We start from the raw sequence: 809 nt of genomic DNA on the forward strand, positions 1-809 counted from the left end.
GTCGGCCGACGGCGCCGTCGGGGGCGGCCGGGAGGGTGCGCAGCACTCCGGTGCCGTAGCCGAGCATCAGGTCGGCGGCGGCCATGCCCGTGAGGAGGGAGAGCTGGGCGTTCCAGCCTTCGGCGGGCAGTGGGGCGCGGAAGGAGAGTTCGTAGGTGTGGTCGCGCTCGGTGATCTCCTGCTCGGGCACGTCGAGGGAGATGCCGCCGCGGTCGGCCTCCAGCGCCTGCCGCAGTTGTCCGACGGTCCGCAGGAGCGCCAGGGGTTCCTCGGCGGTGCCGTCGTCGATCTGTCGCTGCACGCGCGCGTAGTCGAGTTTGGCGCGGCTGCGGACGAGGGCGCGGCGGACGTCGACGGCGAGGGTACGGCCGTCGGCGTCGAGGTCGACGGTCCACAGGGCGGCCGGGCGCGGGCCGTCGGGCAGCAGGCTCGCGGCGCCCTCGCCGAGCGCCGGCGGATGCAGCGGAACCTTCCCGTCCGGGAAGTAGAGGGTGTTCACCCGGCGGTGGGCCTCGGCGTCCAGCGGCCCGCCGGGTACGACGAAGGCGGCGACGTCGGCGATGGCGTACCGCACGCGGTAGCCGGTGCCCTGCCGGGACAGGTGCAGGGCCTGGTCGAGGTCGGTGGAGGTGGGCGGGTCGACGGTGACGAAGGGGATGTCGGTGGCGTCGTACGCCGGCAGGGCGGGGGCCGCGGCGGCGCGTTCCGCCTCCGCGAGCACGGCGGGCGGGAAGCTCGCGGGCACGCCGAGCTCCGTGCGCAGGGCGGCGAGGGCGGCCCGGAGCGGTGCTTCGGGGGCGCCGGTCACG

1 protein-coding gene is annotated in these 809 nt (G+C 76.3%); it reads right to left on the bottom strand.

Annotated elements, in window-relative coordinates:
- A partial coding sequence (locus BZL64_RS38145; RefSeq protein WP_143663463.1) for an RNB domain-containing ribonuclease occupies window positions 1-808 on the bottom strand: 808 nt, incomplete at its 3' end.
- Window position 809: the final 1 nt, after the last annotated feature.

The organism is Streptomyces bobili (assembly GCF_002154575.1).
Lineage (GTDB): Bacteria > Actinomycetota > Actinomycetes > Streptomycetales > Streptomycetaceae > Streptomyces > Streptomyces bobili.